17 protein-coding genes are annotated in these 14,272 nt (G+C 52.5%); 4 read left to right on the top strand and 13 right to left on the bottom strand.

Translation table 11 applies throughout. From position 1 onward, the window contains the following. Positions 1-23: 23 nt before the first annotated feature. The 3 genes from JNE38_RS26430 to JNE38_RS26440 form a co-directional block, all read right to left on the bottom strand. Entirely contained in the window at positions 24-365 is a 342-nt protein-coding gene (locus JNE38_RS26430) for an SCP-2 sterol transfer family protein (RefSeq protein ID WP_203354031.1), read from the bottom strand. Between the two features lie 171 nt (positions 366-536). Beyond that, positions 537-929, bottom strand: a complete 393-nt coding sequence (locus JNE38_RS26435; RefSeq protein WP_203354032.1) for a VOC family protein — start codon at positions 927-929, stop codon at positions 537-539. A gap of 27 nt (positions 930-956) precedes the next feature. After that, on the bottom strand, positions 957-1,391 hold the full coding sequence (locus tag JNE38_RS26440; protein WP_203354033.1) for a hypothetical protein: 435 nt from the start codon (positions 1,389-1,391) through the stop codon (positions 957-959). A 286-nt stretch (positions 1,392-1,677) separates the two neighbouring features. Between JNE38_RS26440 and JNE38_RS26445 the strand changes: the two genes are divergently transcribed. Next, on the top strand, positions 1,678-3,735 hold the full coding sequence (locus JNE38_RS26445; protein ID WP_203354034.1) for a methyl-accepting chemotaxis protein: 2,058 nt from the start codon (positions 1,678-1,680) through the stop codon (positions 3,733-3,735). Between the two features lie 59 nt (positions 3,736-3,794). Here JNE38_RS26445 and gcvH read toward each other — a convergent pair whose 3' ends face one another. The 7 genes from gcvH to JNE38_RS26480 form a co-directional block, all read right to left on the bottom strand. Continuing rightward, positions 3,795-4,175 (bottom strand): glycine cleavage system protein GcvH, encoded by a 381-nt coding sequence (gene gcvH, locus JNE38_RS26450; protein ID WP_203354035.1) that lies wholly within the window; start codon positions 4,173-4,175, stop codon positions 3,795-3,797. 58 nt (positions 4,176-4,233) lie between these two features. Continuing rightward, a complete protein-coding gene (locus JNE38_RS26455; protein ID WP_203354036.1) occupies positions 4,234-4,686 on the bottom strand; it encodes a redoxin domain-containing protein in 453 nt (150 codons plus the stop codon). A 134-nt stretch (positions 4,687-4,820) separates the two neighbouring features. Continuing rightward, positions 4,821-5,369 (bottom strand): peroxiredoxin, encoded by a 549-nt coding sequence (locus JNE38_RS26460; RefSeq protein WP_203354037.1) that lies wholly within the window; start codon positions 5,367-5,369, stop codon positions 4,821-4,823. 173 nt (positions 5,370-5,542) lie between these two features. Continuing rightward, the gene (locus JNE38_RS26465; RefSeq protein WP_203354038.1) at positions 5,543-6,733 is read right to left on the bottom strand and encodes an aminotransferase class I/II-fold pyridoxal phosphate-dependent enzyme; all 1,191 of its coding nucleotides are present in this window, start codon (positions 6,731-6,733) and stop codon (positions 5,543-5,545) included. Positions 6,734-6,735: 2 nt separating this feature from the next. Continuing rightward, positions 6,736-7,098: an arsenate reductase family protein gene (locus tag JNE38_RS26470; RefSeq protein WP_203354039.1), complete on the bottom strand. Its 363-nt coding sequence runs from the start codon at positions 7,096-7,098 to the stop codon at positions 6,736-6,738. Between the two features lie 171 nt (positions 7,099-7,269). Then, positions 7,270-7,434 carry a hypothetical protein gene (locus JNE38_RS26475; RefSeq protein WP_203354040.1) on the bottom strand — a complete coding sequence of 55 codons (165 nt, stop codon included), beginning with the start codon at positions 7,432-7,434 and terminating at the stop codon, positions 7,270-7,272. A 52-nt stretch (positions 7,435-7,486) separates the two neighbouring features. Beyond that, positions 7,487-8,299, bottom strand: a complete 813-nt coding sequence (locus JNE38_RS26480; RefSeq protein WP_203354041.1) for a DUF2797 domain-containing protein — start codon at positions 8,297-8,299, stop codon at positions 7,487-7,489. A 140-nt stretch (positions 8,300-8,439) separates the two neighbouring features. On the opposite strand from JNE38_RS26480, the gene JNE38_RS26485 reads away from it, so the two are divergent. After that, entirely contained in the window at positions 8,440-9,141 is a 702-nt protein-coding gene (locus JNE38_RS26485) for a polysaccharide deacetylase family protein (RefSeq protein WP_203354042.1), read from the top strand. Between the two features lie 54 nt (positions 9,142-9,195). Here JNE38_RS26485 and JNE38_RS26490 read toward each other — a convergent pair whose 3' ends face one another. The 3 genes from JNE38_RS26490 to JNE38_RS26500 all read right to left on the bottom strand — a co-directional run bounded on the left by JNE38_RS26490 (position 9,196) and on the right by JNE38_RS26500 (position 12,469). Continuing rightward, a complete protein-coding gene (locus tag JNE38_RS26490) occupies positions 9,196-9,654 on the bottom strand; it encodes a cupin domain-containing protein (protein WP_203354043.1) in 459 nt (152 codons plus the stop codon). Then, positions 9,651-10,382, bottom strand: coding sequence for an amino acid ABC transporter ATP-binding protein (locus JNE38_RS26495; RefSeq protein ID WP_275296620.1), 732 nt, complete (start codon positions 10,380-10,382; stop codon positions 9,651-9,653). Before JNE38_RS26495 ends, JNE38_RS26490 begins: the two co-directional genes overlap by 4 nt. 161 nt (positions 10,383-10,543) lie before the next feature. Next, positions 10,544-12,469, bottom strand: a complete 1,926-nt coding sequence (locus tag JNE38_RS26500) for a heavy metal translocating P-type ATPase (protein WP_203354044.1) — start codon at positions 12,467-12,469, stop codon at positions 10,544-10,546. 295 nt (positions 12,470-12,764) lie between these two features. Between JNE38_RS26500 and sppA the strand changes: the two genes are divergently transcribed. After that, positions 12,765-13,730 carry a signal peptide peptidase SppA gene (gene sppA / locus JNE38_RS26505; RefSeq protein WP_203354045.1) on the top strand — a complete coding sequence of 322 codons (966 nt, stop codon included), beginning with the start codon at positions 12,765-12,767 and terminating at the stop codon, positions 13,728-13,730. A gap of 14 nt (positions 13,731-13,744) precedes the next feature. Next, positions 13,745-14,224, top strand: coding sequence for an RDD family protein (locus tag JNE38_RS26510; RefSeq protein WP_203354046.1), 480 nt, complete (start codon positions 13,745-13,747; stop codon positions 14,222-14,224). The last annotated feature ends 48 nt before the right edge of the window (positions 14,225-14,272 follow it).

Genomic DNA, 14,272 nt, shown 5'->3' on the forward strand with positions numbered 1-14,272 from the left:
TCATTTTCCTTCTATTATAGCACTCACTTGCTCGTGAGCCGCAAGATCGCATCCAGTTTTAATTGATCGCGCAAGGCTCCCGCGATCCGCACGTGTCGCTTGGCGCTCGTGTACAGGAGCTCGTCACCATTCAGCAGCATCCGCAATTGCTGCTCGTGCCCCTGGAGGACAAGATCGGCCGATTGCTCCCCATCCCACTCGCCGCAGTACGCACGTCCCTGTGAAAACGTCAACTGCCACCGCAGCTGAGTATCCACCTCTACAATCCCCACCCGTCGCTCCCAACCTGCCGTTAACAGCCGTACATGTGCCTTTTGTTGCAGCCTCTCCGCTACCTCTGCCAGCAATCCACCGATCCCTACCATGCTCCACACCCCTCTCTCTTGATGGGTTCGCGGATCCTTTGGTCGAATCCTTTGACGAGGAATGGGAAGCACTGTCGTGTCCTGTCAGGCTGACCCTCTTTTTCTCGACAACCTGCAAATAAAAAACTCCCACCCGCGAGTGGAAGACTTTCTAGCAACATCTATTTGGTTTTATTCGTCATGTTCGTCCTTATCCAATCGCACTTCCAAATGATGCCCATCCGGTGTCTCAAAGTAGAGGTTAAAGCTGGTCGGCCGAGCAATCGGGCCTCTGTAACAAATATTCTCTGCTTCCAGCTTATCCACCAGATAGTCCAATTCAGCGCGGCTCGTTACGGAAAAAGCAACGTGGTCGATTTGACCCACTCCGCCCTTGCCATTGTCCCCGCCAAATGGATGGAGTCCAATTCGTGTGTATGTGCCTATTTGAAAGTAGACAGGCGCTCCTTCCACGATATTCTCTTCTGGGATGGGAACTTCCAATATCTCTTTAAAAAAATGAGCTACCTTCACGACATCGCTGCAGTTCAATGCGATGTGATGAACGCCTTTCAAATGAAACATTCACACTGCCTCCCACGTCAACTCTGGTTATGCGCTTTTCTGCGACATTTGCTTCCTTTTGTTGTACTGCTTCAGCCGCTCGCTTAACCGTTTTAAACGAATCATCAAGGCTTCGCGCCATTCGTCATCCTTCAATTCCTTGGCAACACCGAGAAGATCCAATGAAATATCAATCTGTTGTTTGAGAACATCGGCAAAGCTCGCAGCTTCATCCGTCATGGTACAATTCTCGAACAACTCGGTTGTATTGTCAACACTCACAAAATCGGCGAAATCCACTTCAGGCGCCTGATCTCCTTGAGCATATTCTACTAAAATTTCGTACTCTCCCTCAATAGCGGGATGGACTTCAATTCTGTCACATACAGGACAAAACATGATGGGGACATTATGCACCAGCGTTTTATAATGACGGACAGACCCTACCGATCCAACCATTCCGGCACCACAGCAATAACTCATATAGTCTCCCTCCTTCTTCGCCAAACCATACATCATTTGGCCGACACTCTGTCTGTAACAGCAATTGTAGCGTACTATCCAAGAAACTCTCTACCCGCAAAACATACCAATCGAATATTTGGAAAAGGTATGGTCTTTCCATTGTACCTGATTCCGATTTAGTTGACCAATGTTTTCTGATTAGTTTGAAATTTTTCCCTCATTTGCCTAAACCTTATATTCAGGTTTGAGTGAATCCGGTACCGGGAAATATACGGACATCCAATCAGAAAAGGAGCCCACTCCCATGTTCCGGTTTAAAAGCATCCGCTCACGAACCCTCAGCATCATGCTGCCTGTCATCATTGTCACCTTGCTGGTCATCATGACATTGTCTTATTTATTTTCCGTGACCCTGTTAAATGATGAGATCACCAGTAAAATGAACTCCGAGTTGGATTTGATCAGCGACACCGTCGGAAAGCGTCTTCAGGCACACAGTAAAGTGGCTGAAAGCACAGCCCGCGCCATTGAAAGCTTGCCACCTGCTTCTAACACGGAGCCATTGCAAAAGCTCCTCAAAAAAATCGTTCCCATTAATGAAACCTCACTCGGCATGGGGATCTTCATGGAGCCCTACCGCTTTGATCCCCATATCCAATACGTCTCCACCTACGGCACCCTGCAGGACGACGGCACCGTTGCCTTGACGGAGGGGTACAGCGACCCAGCCTACAACTACCCGAATCAGCCTTGGTATCAAGTGGGCGCCAGTACCAAGCAGGTGACGGACTATTCCCTGCCCTACTACGACGAGATGGCGAAGACCTCCATGCTGACAGTGGTTGCCCCTTTCTTTTCACCCGATAAAAAGCTTCTCGGGATGGTAACGGATGACATCGAGCTCAGCGATATCCAGAAGTTCGTTTCGGAGACGAAAGTGGGGCTTACCGGATGGTCCTTTTTGCTTGATCAACAGGGCCAGTATCTCGCACACCCGAACGCAGATAAGCTAATGAAGCAAACCATCACAGCTGATGACAATCCTTCTCTCGCGGGCATCGGCTCCACATTGCTTGCGGAGTCAGAAGGAAGCAGCACCTTTACCGATCAAAACGGGGTGAATCGCCTCTTTTATCAAAAGATTCCCGAAACCAATTGGACGATTGCCCTCGTCATGCCTGAAAACGAGTTTTATACACCGCTTCGCCTGCTCTTTTTCAAGCTGCTGGCAGTCAGCATCGCAGGTCTAGCCGTCCTGATCCTGGTCATCCATCTGTTCAGCAAAAGCCTGGCGAAACAGATCGACAAAGCCAACCAGCTGTCCGTTTCCCTGGCACAGGGTGATTTCACGGCCTCCATGGAGATTCAGACAGCCGATGAAATTGGACGAATGGGCGAGCGCTTCAATGCGATGGCTTCTACCTTGCGGGAAACGCTGGAACGCGTCAGCTACAGCTCGCAGCAAGTGGCTGCCACTTCTGAGCAGCTGATGGCCAGCGCCGAGCAGACCAGCCATGCGACGGAGCAAATCGCGCAAAGCGTACAGGAAATCGCCCATGGCACCGAGCAGCAGGTCGACGCGACAATCAAAGGCAGCGACGTCGTAACCGAGATCGCCAAGCTGATCGCGCAAATGGAAAATGGCATTGAAATCGTCAGCACGTCCACCACGCAAGCGAACAAGCAAGCTGCGGAAGGAAACGAGATGGCAATCCAGGCCGTACAACAAATGACTGCCATCCACTCGCAAATGGGACAAACCTCTGCGATGGTACATACGCTGGGGCAGCGTTCCCAAGAAATCGGTGAGATGATTTCCCTGATCACAACCATCGCCGCTCAAACCAACCTGTTGGCCCTGAACGCCGCGATCGAAGCCGCTCGTGCCGGAGAGCAAGGAAGAGGCTTCGCCGTTGTCGCCGATGAAGTCAGGAAGCTGGCCGAGCAATCCAGCTCCGCTGCGGAGCAAGTAAGCCGCATCGTGGCTGACATTCAGCGGGATACGGAAGCGGCAATGGCTGGAATGTCGCATAGCGAATCGATCTTGGGCGATGGCATGCGACTGGTCCAATCGACGGGAACCGCGTTTGACCAGATTAGCGGCTCTACAGAGCGACTGTCGGCCCGCACCTATGAGCTGAGCACGGAAATGAAGCAAATCAGTGAGCAAATGGAAACCATCATCACTGCCATTGATCACATTTCCTTAATTTCCGAACGTTCAGCATCCAATTCTCAAAACGTTGCCGCAGCAGCAGAGGAACAAAATGCTTCGATGCAGGAAATTTCAGCCGCCGCGACCATGCTTGCCAAAATGGCGGAAGAAATGAACGACGCTATCCGTATTTTCAAACTATCCTGACTCCCGATATGGAAAAAGCCGAGCGACAATTCCGTCGCTCGGCTTTTTTGCTGCTTTGCTTATTCTTTTACCATTGCTTCGTATTTGTCGGCGTCCATCAGCTTGTCCAGTTCAGCTGCATCGGACAGCTCCACTGCGATCATCCACGCTTTTTCATAAGGCGAGGAATTGACCAGCTCTGGAGCATCTTCCAGCTCACCGTTTACTTCCACCACTTTACCGGTTACAGGAGCGTACAGCTCGGAAACCGTTTTTACGGATTCCACACTGCCGAATGGCTCGTCTTGTTGGATCGTCGCGCCTACTTCTGGCAGCTCGACGAACACGATGTCACCCAGCTCGGATTGAGCAAAAGCAGTAATTCCAATGTAAGCCTTGTTTCCTTCTACACGTACCCACTCATGCTCTTCACTGTAACGTAGATCTTTCGGGAATTCCATCGTTTACGTATCCTCCTATCAGGTACTGTCCATACCACATACATATTTGACGAACATTCTAGGATTCCTCTTCGATCCCCAAAATTCTGAACAGACGTTTTTTGACCAGGTTCAAACCCTTCTCTCCCGCCTGGAAATGACGCAGCTGCAGATTCTCGTCAAACAAGTAAAAGGCTGGTACATACTCGTTTTGAAAAGCATCGACGGTCTTCATCTCGTTGTCGATCGCGATAGGATGGGTCAGCTTGTGTTCGACAATGGTTTGCTTGATGGTCTCGATGTCCATGTCCTTTTCAGAACGGGGCATATGAATTCCAATGACCCGAAGTCCGTTCGCTGCATACTTGTCCCGCCACTCATTCACACTGGGCATGGACTCTTTGCACATGTAGCAGCTCACCGACCAGAAGTGGACCAGTACAGGACTGCCTGCCAGATCCGCTTTGGTCACCTGACCGTTCACCCATTCGGTGATCCCAGGAAAATCAGGCAATTCTTCACGCAAACGCATAATCGAACACCTCTCCAGTAAGTTTAAGCGGAAAGCACATACGCCGAGGAAGAATGAACGCAAGCGCTTTCTCGCTGTTTATCAAAAAAGGGCCTAACAAAAGTTAGACCCCTTTATTCCCTGTGGTGGCAGGATTATTTTGCAGTCAGTTGAGCTTGACCTGGGCGCCAGTTAGCTGGGCACAGACCGCCGGATTGCAATGCTTGCAGTACGCGCAGAGTTTCATCAGTGGAGCGTCCGATGTTCAGGTCGTTAACCACTTGATATTTCAGAACGCCTTCTGGATCGATGATGAACAGACCGCGGTAAGCTTGTCCGCCTTCTTCATCCAGAACGCCGTAATCGCGAGCAGTTGTTTTGTTGAAGTCTGCAGCCAATGGGTAGTTCAAGCCACCCAGACCGTTTTGGTCGCGAGGAGTGTTGATCCAAGCGCGGTGGGAGTGAACAGAGTCTGTGGAAATACCCAGAACTTCTGCATCCAGATCTGTGAATTCTTCAATCGCATCGCTCAGAGCGATGATTTCAGTTGGGCAAACGAAAGTAAAGTCGAGTGGATAGAAGAACATTACCAACCATTTTCCACGGTAATCGGACAGGGAAACCTTACCGAAATCTTTACCATTGCCCAGTGCTGTTTCCAGTGTAAAGTCTGGAGCTTTGTTTCCTACTAGACGTTGAGCCATTATGTAAAACCTCCTTAGGAATGTTGTTTTTGCCTACATGTCCCATGATAACAAACTTCCTACTTTATAGTCAATATAATATAGGAATGATTTCAACCTGTTATTCTTTTTCAATTACACCCATTCATCTGTCCAATCACAACAGATAATAGATTATCCAGTTATGCACAGCGCTATACGCATTCCGATCTTCGAGTGAGAATTCCTGATTCGTAAATAGATTTGGCTGCCAGCCTGAGAACTTCAGGCGTCTGAACGAGTGCAATCCGGACGTAGCCCTCCCCTTCCTCACCGAAAGCGCTGCCTGGGATGACAACTACCCCCGCCTCGTCCAACAGAGCGAAGGCGAATTCTCGAGATGTCCACCCTTTTGGCACCTTGGCCCATACAAACATCGTCGCTTTTGGCGGCTCAATCTCCCATCCCGCATCCGCCAGCGCTGACAGCAGCACATCCCGACGCTCCTGATAAACCGGGCCTACCGCATTCGCTCCACCCGACAATCGATCGGCCTTCAATGCTTCGGTGGCCATTTGCTGCACGGGCAGGAAGACGCCGTAATCCACATTGGACTTGACGACAGCGAGCGGTTTGATGATCTCTGCATTTCCTACGACGTAGGCAACCCGGCAGCCCGCCATGTTGAAGCTTTTGGAAAACGAGTTGAACTCGATCCCGACATCCTTCGCTCCGGCTGCCTGCAAGAAGCTCGGCGGCTTATAGCCGTCAAAAGCCATTTCCGAGTAAGCAAGATCGTGGACCACGATGATATCGTGACGCTTGGCAAAGGCTACGACCTCTTCAAAAAACTCCATGGTTGCTACGGCAGAAACCGGGTTGTTCGGATAGTTCAAGATCATGAATTTCGCACGAATCGCCACGTCCTCCGGAATGACTGTGAGGTCAGGGAGGAACCCATTTTCCTGACGAAGTGGCATGGCATAAGGGACAGCCCCTGCAAGATGGACACTTCCCGCATAAATCGGATAGCCAGGATCCGGGACCAGCACAAGATCGCCGGGGTCTGTCCATGCCAATGCAAAGTGCGCCAAGCCGTCCTGTGAGCCCATTAAGGAATGAACCTCTGTGTCCGGTGCAAGCTCCACTTGAAAACGGAATTGGTACCAGCGAGCGACCTCCTCGCGAAACGCAGCTGTTCCTTCACTCAGGGCATAGCCAAACGCTCCGGGCTCCTGGACGGCTGTGACGAGCGTCTCCAGCAGCTGCGGATCCGGCTGCTGATCCGGACTCCCGATACTCAAGTCGTAGACCGTCCTTTCTTTGGCCACTTGGCGTTTGCGCGCTGCCATCTCCGAGAAAATAGCCGCAGACAGATGCTCCAGTCTTTTGGATGGTTGGCGCATGTCTATTTTCCTCCCCAGGCCTTTTCCAGCTCTTCCGCCTTAAAGCCCAAGGTCACTGTCGCGTTATCGGTGATCAATGGACGTTTGATCAGCTTGCCGTTTGAAGCGAGGAGCTCGAGCATTTCTTCCTCAGACATGGCAGGAAGCTTGTCCTTGAGGCCCAGCTCTCGATATTGCACGCCGCTGACATTGAAAAACTTGCGCAGATCAAGACCGCTAGCCTTCCAGATGCTGCGCAGCTCTTCCTTGGATGGCGGTGCGTCGACAATCGGGATTTCCTCGAATCCTACTCCCACTTCTTCGAGCCATTTCTTTGCTTTGCGGCAGGTGTCGCATTTGTTGTACAGATAGGCTTTGATTGCCATGTAGATTCACCTCGGTCATTGGATGGATTGCTTGTATGTTCCTTATGGCTAGCATACCATTGTGCCCTCAGGCTGTGCATCCATGGAAAAGGGAGCAGCAAAAAACGACAGCCCCTTTGCGCTCGGCTGTCGTCTTCTCGATGAATGGTTGATCGCAGTCTTTTCTTATAGCTACAGCTTCTCTTCCCGTTCCACTGCTTCGTCTCCAGGGTTTACCTGCCAAGTCTGCGCCAACGGAGAAAAGGGGACTCCAAGCTGTGTACCCTCCCGATTCTCAGCTGCCTCAGCCAGCGTTCCGGTCAAAGGCTCCGTGTATTCGATACGCTCGTCCCTCACTGCACTTCTCTCCTCCCTGCCGTTTCTTACAGTGTGAGGAGTTTGCGGAGCTTTATGCAGTTGGCCTCGCTGAAATCTCTACCTGATATCCGGCGTGTTTGCGCGTCTGGAATACGCCATTTTCAAAAATCAAATACTGCGCCTTGACCCCGATCAAGCGTCCGCCGAGCGTCTCCTCTTTGTCCAGCGACTTGGAATTGATTTTGTCCAGGGACTCGAGGATCGGGTAGGTGATGTCCACCCATTCATCCTCCCGGTATTGGAACGGTTTGAATTCATCCGGGAAATGCCCGTACACTTCATCGCGCATCGCGAGCAAATCGATTTCCTTGACGTCGCCCTTGAGCATTTTACGCCAGTTGGTTTTGTCAGGAAGATACTGGCTCAAATGAAACTCCAGCTCTCCTGCCATCCGGCGCGTAGGCACTTCTGCGATCGGAATGGCACGGATCGCCCCTTGGTCTACCCAGCGCTTCAGCTGGTTGTGCTTGCGGGTCAATCCTACTTTCATATCGCTGGAAACCGCCAGATAGACATAATGAGGAATCATGCAGTACTTCTCGCCAAAGCTCTCATCCCGACAAGTCCCCATGTCAAAATGACACTCGTTCGGTTTGACGATGCACAGGTCATTTTCCGGCAGCTTGGTGAAACAGGGATAGCAGTACCCGCTGTTAAAGGTCTTGTTGGTTTTACGTCCACAGGCAATGCAGTTCTTTTCGCCCAAGAACGTAATCGTCAGCTCGCTGCCCAGCCATTCGTTGAGTGGCATGCGATCCTCGCCGATTTGCAGATAGTAATCAACGGGCTTGTCCTTCCCGTGATATTCGTGAGTCAGTCCATGTAATATACCGCGGAGTTCCACCAGATTCTCTCCTCCCCTATGTACGGTCTATTTATTCTACCATATCGTCTGCCCTCCAAGGCCGCTGTTTTCTTTTGGCAGCATGTTTTCCCTGAAGGGGGTGACCCTATAGCCATATGACAACGAAGGAGGCAATCGACATGCGCCGTGGCGTGATATACGTCTGTCTCATCGCCTGCCTTCTCGGCTGGGACATCCTGCCTGCCTGGGCCAGCTCTCCTACCCCGTTATTCGAACCCATCCACCGGATAGACACGCAGAAAAAAGTCGTCGCGCTTACTTTTGATGATGGGCCTGATGCGAAGTACACGCCGGAAATTTTGGAAGTACTGCATCGAAACAAAGTACTCGCTACCTTTTTTGTGCTCGGCTCCCAGGTGGACAAGCATCCTCGGGTCATGCAATGGATATACAAGGCCGGACATGAGATTGGCAATCACGGCTACCATCACTACGACATGAACAAGCTGACTGAGCACGAGGTCTACGACGACATCAAGCAGGGCGAGCGTTCCATTCTCAAAACGACTGGCATCCTCGCGCAGTATTACCGTCCACCGGGAGGGGTCATGACCCATGATGTCATGAATGCCGTTCAGTCCTGCGGCTACGACATCATCCACTGGTCCGTAGACCCCCGGGACTGGTCACTCGCGCGTACGGCTTCTGTCATCGCCAAAAGTGTAAAGAGCCACGTATCCTCGGGAGATATCATCCTCTTTCATGACGGCGGACTGAATCAGCGCCAGACAGTCGCCGCTCTGCAGGAGCTCATCACGGATTTGCGGTCGCAAGGCTACCGATTTGTCACGGTCAGCCAGCTGCTGGATGCAGCGAAGTGAGCGAAAAAGCACCAGCGCATGAGCTGCCGCCATGCGCTTGGTGCTTTTCGAGCTCTATCGATTCGGCTCTGAATCCCAGTCGGCGAGAGCGTCCGAGCCTGCAAAGGACTTTTTCCCTCGAATGTAATAGACGTCCTCATCCGGGTAGTAAGCGACATCGCCTTGGACCTTGAGCCCCACATCCAAAATCTCGAGTACGTCCGTCCCTGTGTTGATGAATTGATGGGCAATCTCTTTCCCAGCCGGCTTTGCCACGAAGCTCCCCTTTGTGACCGAATATTCTTCGCCATCGAGCCGCAGCGTACCCTCCCCCGCCAAGATGAGGAAGAACTCTTCCTGCAGAGAGTGCGAATGATACTTGACGCTTTTGGCGCCGGGCTGGACCTTGTCGATATTCACGTACAGCTTTTCACTGCCGGCCGCAGCTCCCAAGAACAACGTCGTCATTTTACCCAGCTCGTCCGCTTCCACGAATTCTCCCGGAATCGATAGAAGGCTCAGCGGTTTGGTCATTTTACCAGCACCTTTCCAAGAAATGAGCGCAGTCGCTCGTTTTGTGTCTCCTCGAATATTTCTTGCGGCTTTCCTTCCGCCATAATGATCCCCTGATCCATAAAAATGACGCGGTCGCCCACTTCACGGGCAAAGCCCATCTCATGCGTAACGACAATCATCGTCATCCCTTCCTTGGCGAGATCCTTCATGACAGCCAACACCTCTCCGACCAGCTCTGGATCGAGTGCAGAAGTAGGTTCGTCGAACAGCATCACTTTCGGATTCATCGCCAATGCACGGGCGATCGCCACCCGTTGCATTTGCCCTCCAGACAGACGATCCGGATAGACATCCGCTTTGCTTCCCAGCCCCACTTTATTCAGAAGCTCCATCCCTTGCTTGCGCGCCTCTTCCTGAGACATCTTCCGCACCTTCACCGGGGCGAGCATCACATTTTCCAGCACGGTCTTATGAGGAAACAGATTAAATCGCTGGAATACCATCCCTACATCTTCCCGCACTTTATTGATATCGACCTTGGGATCGGACAGGTCATGCCCATTGATCACGATCCGCCCGCTTGTCGACTCCTCCAGTTGGTTCAAACAGCGCAAAAACGTACTTTTTCCTGATCCCGACGGCCCGATGACACAGACCACTTCACGCTCTGCTACCTGTGTTGTTATGCCTTTCAGTACTTGCAGCTGCCCGTAGTTCTTTTTCAAATCCGTCACTTGAATAATCATTGTCGGCACCCCCTGTAACCGTCTATTCGGTTTCGTCTGTGACTATATTTTACATGAATAATAAAAAAATTGCATGAATTTTGAACTTAGGTTATTTCTCTCTCAAAGCGAGTCAAAAAAAGCCAGGACAATGATTTTCATTGCCCTGACCTTTTCCATGATCAGCCTTTGGACGCCCCAAGCTCACACAAGCCTTTGCTGCTGCACGTGCAAGAATCGCAGGAAGAAGCAATGGTCGGCGGTGTCATCCGTTTAGTCCCGTCCTTGCGAGACAGATAGTGGATCAATCTAGCAGAATTGAGTACCACCAATACAGAAGTGGCATTGTGGACAAAAGCTCCGCCCACGGGTCCGAGTATGCCCGCCATCGCGAGAATGATGGCAGCCGCATTGATCACGCTGGACACGATCAGGTTTTGCCGAATCACGTGCAGCGCCTTGCGCCCCAGCTTCACTGCATCTGCCACTTTGGAAATATCATCGGTCATGATCACGATGTCTGCCGCCTCGGCCGCGATCTGCGTGCCACCCGCTCCCATCGCGATCCCCACATGGGCGGAGGTAAGCGCCGGCGCATCATTGATGCCGTCCCCGACCATCCCGACTACCAGCCCCCGATTGCGGTACTCTTCGACACGCTGATACTTGGCCTCTGGGAACTGTTCAGCAAAGACTGTGGTCACTCCAGCCTGACGGGCAATTTGTCCTGCCGCGCCCTTGTTGTCGCCTGTCAGCATGGCAATTTCCCCTACGCCGTACAACCGCAGACGCCCTACCGTGTCGCGCGATTCTACCCGTACTCGGTCTGCCAGTGACACCATCCCGATCAGCTTCCCTTCGCTTGCGACGAAGACGGCGGTCTGCCCTGCCTGCTCCTGTCCTTCCTGGAGGTGACGCAGCTCCTCTGTGGAGACCCCCATGTCAGAGAAAAAGCGACGGTTCCCTACCAATACCTCACGTCCACCTACGCGCCCGGAGACGCCATTCCCCGGATGGACCAGGAACGACTCTACTTCAGGCAGTTCGAGACGCTGTTCTGCACCTGCCGCTACGATAGCCTGCGCCAGCGGATGCTCCGAATGACGCTCTAGCGCTGCCGCCAGTCGCAGGACATCCTCCTGCTTTTGGCTGTGCAGACGAGCCACACCTGTCACTTGCAGTTTGCCCTCTGTGAGGGTACCGGTCTTGTCAAACAGAAGGGCGTTCACCAGTCCGATTTGCTCGAGTGCCACGCCGCTCTTGATCAAAATCCCATGCTTGGCCGCGCTGCCGATGCCTGCCATGATGGCGGTCGGTGTCGCGAGCACGAGTGCGCATGGGCAAAAAACGATGAGAATGGTAACGGCGCGCACCAGATCTCCTGTAAACAGGTACATCAAAATCGCGAGGGTAAGACTGCTCGGTACGATCCACGCTGCCCACTTGTCGAGCAGACGCTGGACGGGTGCTTTACGCTCCATGGCTTCAGCCACTAGGCGAGTGACCTTGGCAAATGTCGTTTCTTCCCCTACCCGCTCTGCCAACACTTCGATCGAACCATTCGTATTGATCGTTCCCATGAAAACTTCGTCACCTGTGCGTTTTTCCACCGGCAGCGATTCTCCTGTCAGCGCTGCCTGATTGACTGCCGCTTGCCCGCTTTCCACTTTTCCGTCCACCGGCACCTTCTCGCCCGGCTTCACGAGAATCAAGTCTCCGCGAACGACTTCAGCCAAGCCGATCTCCACCCATTCGTCCTGACGCTTGACTCTGGCTGTCTGCGGAGCCATCTGCACCATTTCCTCGAGCGCTGATGCTGCCCGTGCGACCGTACGATTTTCCAGCCACATGCCGAGCATCATGATCAGCGCCACTTCCCCGGCCGCAAAAATCTCTCCGATCGACACTGCCGCGACGATCGCAATCGTCACCAGCACATCGCTATTGATGGTCTTTTCCAGAAACAGCTCCTTGAGTGCCGTCCATGCGATCGGCACCCCGCACAAAAATACCGCGAGCCAGGATAGCTCCAGCCCTCCCACCTCTCCGTACAGCCAGCTGACCAGTAAACCTGCTCCCGACACGATCATTGCCGCTTTTTGCATCATGCATTCCATCTCCCTTTTTCTATAGACATGTGAATTTCAGGCATTCCTTGTTGAGAAAGAGAATCAGACTTATTTCCCCCGTAAAAACAGTGGAAGCTGCTGCCCGAAGGCAACAGCATCCTGATTGATAATGATTATTGATATCTTTACCTAGGTGAATTTTTTTGCGTAAGGGAAATAATTTTATAATCATTCTAATTTGATATTTTCCTTTCGTCAATCCCTTTTTTTCCTTTTCCCTCCGAATGCGTAACTCTGCCGCTCCCTGCTCATGCTAGTGAATGAGGTGGTTTTCATGCATCGAAAAAAATGGGTAGCCCTGCTCCTCGTACTGGTTGTTTTTTTCGCGGGACTTTTGGTAGAGCTAGTGTCTGGCAGCTATGACGAACTGGCAGACAATCCGGGCTTTTCCTGGGATGAGAATGTCGTATCCGGCTCCGGCACGGGCAAGATCGTCCAGCTTTTCGTCTCGGGCGTCATCTCTGGCGAACAAAATTCGACGGGCATGCCGTCCATGAGTCAGCTTCTCACCGAGCAGCTGCGGCGTGTAGAGGAGGACGCGAACGTCAAAGCTTTGGTTCTGCGGATCGACAGCCCAGGGGGGGAAGTCGTTGCCACAGACGAGCTGCATGCTCGCATCTCTCGCCTCAAGCAAGTGCGGCATATTCCCATCGTCGTCAGCATGGGTTCGACAGCAGCCTCGGGAGGATATTACCTGGCTACCACTGGCGACGCCATTTTCGCCAACCCCAATACCCTCACCGGCAGTCTCGGCGTCATTTTCAATCTGGTTAACTACAGCGAAGCAGCAAATAGACTGGGCGTCCGTCAATTCGCAATCAAGAGCGGTCGTTTCAAAGACATCGGAAGCCCCGCTCGACCTCTGACGGACCCTGAGCGCCAAATCTTTCAGACGCTCGTCAATGAGAGCTACAGCAAATTTGTCGATGTCATTGTCCGGGGCCGCAACCTCTCCCGTCAGCGTGTGCTTGAGATCGCAGATGGTCGCGTTTATTCCGGCGAGCAGGCCAAACGCCTCGGGCTGATCGACCAATTCGGCGACTTGGAGGATGCGACTCGCTACGCCCTCTCTCTTTCCGGAGAATCAGAAGCCCTGATCGTCCGTTATACAGACCAGCTCTCCTTGAGCAAATTGCTGTTCAGTATGAAGCAGTACTGGTCGAATCCCGATCCTTTGGGATTGTCCCGCATTCTGGAGCGAGAGAGCTCCCCTAAATTGCTGTATCAATTCATGCCGTGACCAGGAGGTGCTCCATGGAAGACACCCATTTTCGCCATCCCGAACAGGTGCTGCAACCGGTTCCTGACACCCCGCCAGTCCACTTCGCCGGCTTTTGGATCCGCGTTGCGGCCACACTGCTCGATACCTTCTTTCTGATCGGGCTCAACATGCTGATCTTCAACCCGCTGCGCAGGGCATGGGGCGTACTGGACGCTTCCTTTTCGTTCATCGATTTGATCGAGATCGCCATTGACCTGCTGTATCTCGTCTTGCTGACCTGGCTGACGGGACAGACACTGGGCAAGATCATCACGGGGATCCGCGTCGTAAATGCTCGCCAGACGAGAGGGAATCTGACAGCCGGACAAGTTTTTCTGCGCGAAGTCATCGGCAAGTTTCTTTCCTCGCTCCCCTTTTCTCTCGGGTACATGTGGGTGGGCTGGAACCGGCGCAAGCAAGGCTGGCATGATCTTCTCGCCAAAACGTATGTGATTTACGAACGGCGAGCCTGACGAAAGTCGCTGTCCCCGCTTTCGAGGCGGGGGTTTTTTTGATCCAGA

Origin of the sequence: Brevibacillus choshinensis (assembly GCF_016811915.1) — a bacterium.
Taxonomy (GTDB): Bacteria; Bacillota; Bacilli; order Brevibacillales; family Brevibacillaceae; genus Brevibacillus; species Brevibacillus choshinensis_A.